This is a genomic window from Streptomyces sp. NPDC029169 (genome assembly GCF_055563935.1).
The window spans coordinates 606,792-613,608 of the sequence record NZ_JBVHXA010000002.1 but is presented as its reverse complement, the minus strand read 5'-3'; the positions used below and the strand labels follow the sequence as shown (position 1 = coordinate 613,608).

The window sequence follows — 6,817 nt, the reverse complement described above, 5'->3', positions numbered from 1 at the left end:
CCAGTAATGGGTGGAGCTGACCGGTACTAATAGGCCGAGGGCTTGTCCTCAGTTGCTCGCGTCCACTGTGTTAGTTCTGAAGTAACGAACTCGCCTTGCCGGCTGGAGTTCCAACTTCATAGTGTTTCGGTGGTCATAGCGTTAGGGAAACGCCCGGTTACATTCCGAACCCGGAAGCTAAGCCTTTCAGCGCCGATGGTACTGCAGGGGGGACCCTGTGGGAGAGTAGGACGCCGCCGAACAATCATTGTGGGAAAGCCCCGCACCTTCTGGTGCGGGGCTTTTCTGCGTTCCGATACGTTGGCTCGGGGACCCTCTGGAGGACACCGTGACCATCAAGCCGCAGCACCTGCCCCTCCTCGAAGAAGCTCAGCGAGCTTCTTCGAGTTGGCCACCGATCGGGTGAATGCGACTGAGCGCTTCAGTGTCGAGTGGGCGGCTGCACCGTCCGGTGCCAGCAGCTTGGTGAGCCGGGACAAGGGTCCACTCGAGCTTGCCGGCCTGAACGCCAACCCGGCGGCAAGGCCGGTGAGCGACGATCAAGCTGTTGTCAGCCGCTGGCTCTAAGGTCGGCCTTATGACATCAGACCTGGTCCAGGACTCATGGACTCGCATCGGCGCGTGGCTGCGCGAGCACGCGCCCCGCACTTTTGCCACGCTTCGGCCGCCCGCAGGAGACGAGGAGATCGCAGCAGCGCAACAGGAACTGGGGGTCACCTTTCCTCCGGACCTGGTCGCTTCACTCCAACGGCACAACGGGGCGCTGGAGGGACCTGAGGCTTTCCGGTTCAGTACGGGCGACCGGCTGCTCGGAGTGAGCGGAATCCTCGGGGACACCGCGTTCATGCGCGGCATCGACCAGGGCCTCGACGGGGAGACCGAGGGCTACTGGCTTCACGACTACGTGAAGTTCGGTTCTTACGACGTGACGTCGGACGGTCTTCTGATGGATTGCCGTACTGAGCGGGACTCCTTCGGTGCGATCGGACGGTTCTTCGACGAGACCGGCACCAGATTTGGGCAGGCCGACTCGCTGGGTGGGTATCTGGCCGAACTGGCCGACACGCTTGAGTGCGGCCAGGAGGCTGGTGTCGTCACCTTCAACGGCCGACTGTTCTGGGAGGCGCCTCTGCCTGCCAGGCCGGAGTGCAGTGCCGACGAGCCCCTTCCCGCACCGGATGAGCAGCTGCCAGAGCTGGACCTGTCCCACAATCCCACCGACCTCCTCCACGTGAGCCACCTGGACGGACATGAGGAACTCGGTGCACTGATCGCAGTCCTGCCGTATGAGCAGGTGGTTGAGGCCGCGCGGAAGCAGCTGCGCAGACTGGCGGTCGAAACGGGGCTGAACAACTACCCGGAGGTCAAGGCAGCCCTGGACGCGTGGGAGCGTGGTGTGGCCCTACCGCGGCCGGACCAAACCGGCCCGCTCGCCTTGCGACTCCGCGCGGTGCTCGCACAGGCTGACACCGGCCGAGACGTCACTCGCAGGTGGGCCGCGGAGAAGATGGCCCTCGGGCTCTGGGGATCCCCCTATAGATCCGTGTGCGAGAGCGCGGAGACCCGGAGCCACTTCACTCTCGACTGGCGTGCGGATCTGCATGCGGACTTGGGCAATCCGCCACTGCCACCGATACCTGACGACCGATTTTGGGGGGCGCTGCGCAACCCCGCCATCGACTCCAGTTGGTACGCGGCTCAGTACACCCAAGATCAGGACTGACCCCAGGGGTTTCGGTTCCGCGTGAGCGCTTCATGCGGCGGTCATCGCCAGACGAAGCGCTCACTGAGCTTCTCCAGCGCTGCCGCTCCAACGTGAGGATGGCCTTGACGATTGACGTCATGCGGTTCGGGCTGCACCGGGACCTGCGGAAGATCCGCCAGGACTTCAGGATCGCGACACCGCGTTCAACGGGCGCTCGTGCTGCGGCCAGCGCCCGGTTGAGGGTCTTTTCGGTGGGAGTGAGTTCCTGGAGTGGCTTGCGTTTGATGCCGGTCGTCAGCCACGGTCCGCCACCTTGGTAGGCGAGATCGGCCAGAATGGGAACGCCCTGGCGCTCGCAGATCCGGATGATCCGGTGGGTGCGGGCGGCGGTCAGGTCGTGTGTGCGGCCCGGCAGGGCGGGCGAGAGCCACAGCAGCCGGCCTCCGGGGTCGGTGACGACCTGCACGTTCACGCCGTGGCGCCGGTGTTCGTGGGAGTAGTCGGCCCGGCCGTCGCCGACCCGGTCGCACTCGGCGAGGGTGCCGTCGAGCAGGATGAAGTCGGGATCGTGCTCGCGCAGCGTCTTGAGCAGACCCGGTGCTCGTTCGGCAAGCAGGTCGACGACCGTGCTGGTGTAGGCGTGGGCGGTGGACTCGCTGATGCCGAACCCGGCGGCGATCTTCGCAAGAGTGGTGTGCTCTCGTAGGTACACCAGTGCCACCATCGCCCGCTGAGACGGACGGAGCTTGCAGCGCCGGTCGCCCTCACGGGTGACAACCAGCATGGTGACCCACTCCACGAGCGCATGCGGCAGGTCGAGTGCTGCAGGATGGATGACCAACGAGGCCCCCGAGCAACGTGATTGAGACGTCAGACATCTCGATCAACAGCTCGGGGGCTTCGTTGCGCTTCACGGCCCATCACCCGATCGGTGGCCAACTCGAAGAAGCTCAGTGGATCGCCCCCAAGGGCGTGAAGGTGGAGTACAGCGACGGCACGATCATCATGCAGGCCGTGCCGACGATGATCCACCAGCGCAACTTGTTCCATCTGCGACGGCAGTTCGACGCCCACAGCCCGAGCGGCTGTGTGCCGACGGAGAACACGAACCTCGGATAGCCGTACACGGCGAAGCTCCGTAACCCGGACCTCACCTACCTGCTTGAGGAGATCATGGAGGAGGAGGGGAACACGGCCACGGCGGATCTGGCGCTGATCGCTGTCGAGATCGTCTCGCCCTCGAACCCGGAGAACGACTGGGTGGCCAAGCTGTCCGACTACGCCGTGATGCGGATTCCGCTGTACCTGATCGTCGATGCCCGTGACTCCACGGCCACTCTGTTCTCCGAACCGAACCACGACAGGTACCACACCCGGACCGACCGGAAGTTCGGGGAGATCATCCGCATCCCGGAGCCCTTCGGGTTCGATCTCGATCTGACACGGCTGAATCCGTACCACTGACGCCAGGGGTCACCAGGCCCGTGTCGTAGGCCAGGATGACCGCCTGGACTCGGTCGCGGGCGCGTGTTTTGGCGAGGATGCGGCTCACGTGGGTCTTCACCGTCGATTCCGCCAGGTGGAGGCGTTCGGCGATCTCTGTGTTCGTCCAGCCCTGGGCGATGACCGTGAGGATCTCGCGTTCCCGGTCCGTGAGGGTCGACAGGCGGGGATCCTCCCGGGGCGGGCCGGCGGTGGTCGGGAGGTGGTGGATGTACGCGTCCAGGAGGCGGCGGGTCAGGCTCGGGGCCACCACCGCGTCGCCGCTCGCGACCGCGCGGATGCCGGACAGCAGCTCCTCCGGCTGGGCGTCCTTGACGAGGAAGCCGCTGGCGCCGGCGTGGAGGCCGTCGTAGGCGTACTCGTCGAGGTCGAAGGTCGTGATGATCAGGACGCGGGTTCGGGCGCCCGCGGCGACGATGCGGCGTGTGGCCTCGATGCCGTCGAGGCCCGGCATCCGGATGTCCATCAGGACGACATCGGGGTGATGCCGGTCCACCAGGCGGATCGCCTCGGTGCCGTTCGACGCCTCGCCGACCACCGTCATGTCGTCCTGGCTCTCCAACAGCATGCGGAAGCCGAAGCGTTGCATCGGCTGGTCGTCCGCGATGAGCACCGTCGTCACGAGGGGGAATCCTCCAGGGGGAGTCGGAGTCGTACACGCCAGCCGCCGGTCGGCAGCGCGCCCGCTTCGAGTGTGCCGTCATAGAGGGCGGCTCGCTCGCGCATGCCCGTAACTCCCTGCCCGGTGCCGATGGTGTCGTTCCCCGGGCCGCCCGTGTCCGTCACTTCGAGCGTCAGCTCCTCTGGGCCGTACGACAGGAGGACGGAGGACTCGGCCCCGGGGCCCGCGTGCTTGAGGGTGTTCGTCAGGGCTTCCTGGACGATCCGGTAGACCGTCAGCTGTGCGCCCGTCGCCAGGGTTTGGGCCTCGGGTGCGGGCTTATCGCGGATCTCCAGGCGTACGGAAAGCCCCGCCGTCCGTACCCCGGCGATCAGCTCGTCCAGGTCGGCGAGCGTGGGCTGGGGATCACGTACGGCCTCGCCGCGCAGGAGGCGGCGGAGTTCGGCGAGTGCCTGGCGGCTGGTGGTGCCGATGGCGTCGAGGGCCTGGGCGGCCTGCTCGGGGCTCTTGGCCGCCGCGTACCGGCCGCCGTCCGCGAGGCCGGTGATGACGGAGAGATTGTGGCCGATGATGTCGTGCATCTCGCGGGCGATCCGGGTGCGTTCGGCCGCCGCCGCCAGCTGGGCCTGCTGGTCGCGCTCGACTTCGAGGCGCCGGGCCCGGTCGACGAGGGCGGCCGTGTAGTCCTTGCGGGAGCGGACCGCGATGCCGAGGAGCGCGACCATCGCGTACGCCCACAGGGTGGGGACGATCTGCTGGTCCCAACTGCCCACGGGGTAGCGGATCGCGCCCACCACCATCGGTGGGGTGATCAGTGCGAGCGTCCACAGGAGCGTACGCAGGCGCAGCCGCAGAGCGATGCCGAAGACGGCGATGGACTGGAGGAAGCCGGCCTGGAGGAAGGCCCCGGTCCAGTTGCTGACGAGTGAGGCGCAGGCCATCACGGCGAGGACGGCCATGGGCCGGCGGCGGCGCCCCAGCAGCGGGACCGAGAGCGTCAGGGTCATGGCGACGACCAGCCAGACCGGGACGGACGGGTTGCGGGCGATGTTCCGCCAGCCGCCCGCCGCGTCGACCAGGGCCACCCCCGTCCAGAAGGCGGTGAGCAGGATGTCCCAGACCCAGGGGCGGCGCGCGTCGAAGGCCCGTACGCGCTGGGTCTGCCGCTGGAGGTACCGGCTGAGCGCCTCCCCGACATCAGGCTTGTCCGTGGTCACCCGGTCATCCTCATACGTCCCGCCGCTTGAGGAACAGCGCCGGGACGATCAAGGATGCGGCCGCCCACAGGCACAGGGCGAGCAGTGCGCCGCCGGGGGAGGCCGCGTTCGACATCGGGTCGGCGGAGCCGAGGACGCCGGCCGCCTGGGTGGGGAAGTACCGGATCGCGGTCTCGACGGCATCGTACGGGAGCATGCCGAGGACCTCCGGCAGGATCAGCACGCCGCCGATGAAGGCGCCGATGGCGCCCGGCACCGAGCGCAGCGCGGCGCCGAGACCCAGGGCGATGAGGCTGAGCAGGGTGACTCCGGCGGCGTTGCCCACGATGGCGGCGAGGACGCCGTCGTCGGCGAGGGAGGCCGCCTGGTCGGTGTCGGAGAGGAAGATCTGCGCGGTGAGGAAGGTGATCAGGGCGGCCACGAAGGAGACCGTGAAGACGACCGCCGTGAAGACCGTGGCCTTCGCCCACAGGATGGGGAGCCGGCGCGGTACGGCGGTCAGTGAGGCTCTGATCAGGCCGGTCGAGTACTCGCCCGCTGTGACCAGGATCCCGAGGACGGCGAGGCAGATACCGCCGAGCTGGGAGCCGTAGAGGGTGAGGACGATCGTGTCGACGTCGGAGTCGCCGCCGTCGGCGGTGTAGGTGGCGCCCATGAGGATGCCGACGCCGAGGAGGAAGGCGACCGAGGTGAGGACGGTGATCCAGGTCGAGCGGACCGTCCACAGCTTGTGCCATTCGGAGCGCAGGACGCGGGTGGGGGTGACTTTGTACGCGGTGGTCACGCGGCTGCTCCCTGGTATTCGACCGAGTCGTGGGTGAGGTCCATGAACGCCTGCTCCAGCGAGGCGGTCTGCGGGGTGAGTTCGTGGAGGGGGATGCCGTGAGTGGCGGCGGTGCGACCGATCTGTACGGAGTCCATGCCGGTGATACGGAGGGTGTCGGGGGACTCCTCGGTGATGCGGGCCTCTGGGAGCAACGCGCGCAGCCGCGCCGGGTCCGGGGTGACGACCTTGACCGAGGCGCCGCCGGACTCCCGTACGAGCGCGTCGACGGTCGTGTCCGCGAGGAGCCGGCCCTTGCCGATGACGATGAGGTGGTCGGCCGTCAGTGCCATCTCGCTCATCAGATGGGACGAGACGAGGACCGTACGGCCCTCGGCGGCAAGGGACTTGAGCAGCGTACGGATCCACAGCACGCCCTCGGGGTCGAGGCCGTTCACGGGCTCGTCGAGGACGACGGTGGCCGGGTCGCCGAGGAGCGCGGCGGCGATGCCGAGGCGCTGGCCCATGCCGAGGGAGAAGCCCTTGACCCGGCGGCGGGCGACCTCGGTGAGGCCGGTGAGGCCGAGGACGTGTTCGACGCGGGAGCGTGGGATGCCGTGGGTGTGGGCCAGTGCCATGAGGTGGTGGAAGGCGCTGCGGCCGGGGTGGAGCGAGCGGGCTTCCAGGAGAGCGCCGACCTGGGTGAGGGGTGCGGGGTGCGTGGCGTAGGCGCGGCCGCCGATGGTGGAGCGGCCGCGGGTGGGGGCGTCGAGGCCGACGAGCATGCGCAGGGTGGTGGACTTTCCGGCGCCGTTGGGGCCGAGGAAGCCGGTGACCGTGCCCGGGTGGACGGTGAAGCTGAGGTCCTGGACGACGGTCCTGGCTCCGTACCGCTTGGTGAGTTCGTGAGCTCGGATCATGTCCACGACGCTACGGAGCGGGGGGCGGGGGATCGTCCGACCGTGGGCGGGAAGCGGTGGTGGGGCGTAGTACCGGGGTACGAGAAA

At 68.1% G+C, this 6,817-nt stretch carries 7 protein-coding genes, 1 rRNA gene and 1 pseudogene; 4 read left to right on the top strand and 5 right to left on the bottom strand.

The window, feature by feature from the left end:
• The first annotated feature begins 125 nt into the window (after positions 1 to 125).
• Both rrf and ACZ4VI_RS06735 read left to right on the top strand, forming a co-directional pair.
• Positions 126 to 242, top strand: a 5S ribosomal RNA gene (gene rrf / locus ACZ4VI_RS06740).
• Positions 243 to 577: 335 nt separating this feature from the next.
• Positions 578 to 1,723 (top strand): SMI1/KNR4 family protein, encoded by a 1,146-nt coding sequence (locus ACZ4VI_RS06735; RefSeq protein ID WP_467997245.1) that lies wholly within the window; start codon positions 578 to 580, stop codon positions 1,721 to 1,723.
• A gap of 76 nt (positions 1,724 to 1,799) precedes the next feature.
• Here the strand turns inward: ACZ4VI_RS06735 and ACZ4VI_RS06730 are convergent.
• Positions 1,800 to 2,546 (bottom strand): annotated as a pseudogene (locus tag ACZ4VI_RS06730) (transposase); the annotation flags it as partial.
• A 17-nt stretch (positions 2,547 to 2,563) separates the two neighbouring features.
• On the opposite strand from ACZ4VI_RS06730, the gene ACZ4VI_RS06725 reads away from it, so the two are divergent.
• Together ACZ4VI_RS06725 and ACZ4VI_RS06720 are read left to right on the top strand one after the other, a co-directional pair.
• Positions 2,564 to 2,824 carry a hypothetical protein gene (locus tag ACZ4VI_RS06725; RefSeq protein WP_467997244.1) on the top strand — a complete coding sequence of 87 codons (261 nt, stop codon included), beginning with the start codon at positions 2,564 to 2,566 and terminating at the stop codon, positions 2,822 to 2,824.
• Between the two features lie 54 nt (positions 2,825 to 2,878).
• Positions 2,879 to 3,169: a Uma2 family endonuclease gene (locus ACZ4VI_RS06720; protein WP_467997242.1), complete on the top strand. Its 291-nt coding sequence runs from the start codon at positions 2,879 to 2,881 to the stop codon at positions 3,167 to 3,169.
• On the opposite strand, the gene ACZ4VI_RS06715 is transcribed toward ACZ4VI_RS06720, so the two are convergent.
• From ACZ4VI_RS06715 to ACZ4VI_RS06700, 4 genes are read right to left on the bottom strand one after another with little or no spacing between them, the layout of a single operon-like run.
• Positions 3,105 to 3,830 (bottom strand): response regulator, encoded by a 726-nt coding sequence (locus ACZ4VI_RS06715; RefSeq protein WP_467997241.1) that lies wholly within the window; start codon positions 3,828 to 3,830, stop codon positions 3,105 to 3,107. The genes ACZ4VI_RS06720 and ACZ4VI_RS06715 overlap by 65 nt on opposite strands.
• Positions 3,827 to 5,047 (bottom strand): sensor histidine kinase, encoded by a 1,221-nt coding sequence (locus ACZ4VI_RS06710; protein WP_467997239.1) that lies wholly within the window; start codon positions 5,045 to 5,047, stop codon positions 3,827 to 3,829. Before ACZ4VI_RS06710 ends, ACZ4VI_RS06715 begins: the two co-directional genes overlap by 4 nt.
• Positions 5,048 to 5,057: 10 nt before the next feature.
• Positions 5,058 to 5,831: an ABC transporter permease gene (locus ACZ4VI_RS06705; RefSeq protein WP_467997237.1), complete on the bottom strand. Its 774-nt coding sequence runs from the start codon at positions 5,829 to 5,831 to the stop codon at positions 5,058 to 5,060.
• Positions 5,828 to 6,730, bottom strand: coding sequence for an ATP-binding cassette domain-containing protein (locus ACZ4VI_RS06700; protein ID WP_467997236.1), 903 nt, complete (start codon positions 6,728 to 6,730; stop codon positions 5,828 to 5,830). Before ACZ4VI_RS06700 ends, ACZ4VI_RS06705 begins: the two co-directional genes overlap by 4 nt.
• Positions 6,731 to 6,817 lie beyond the last annotated feature (87 nt).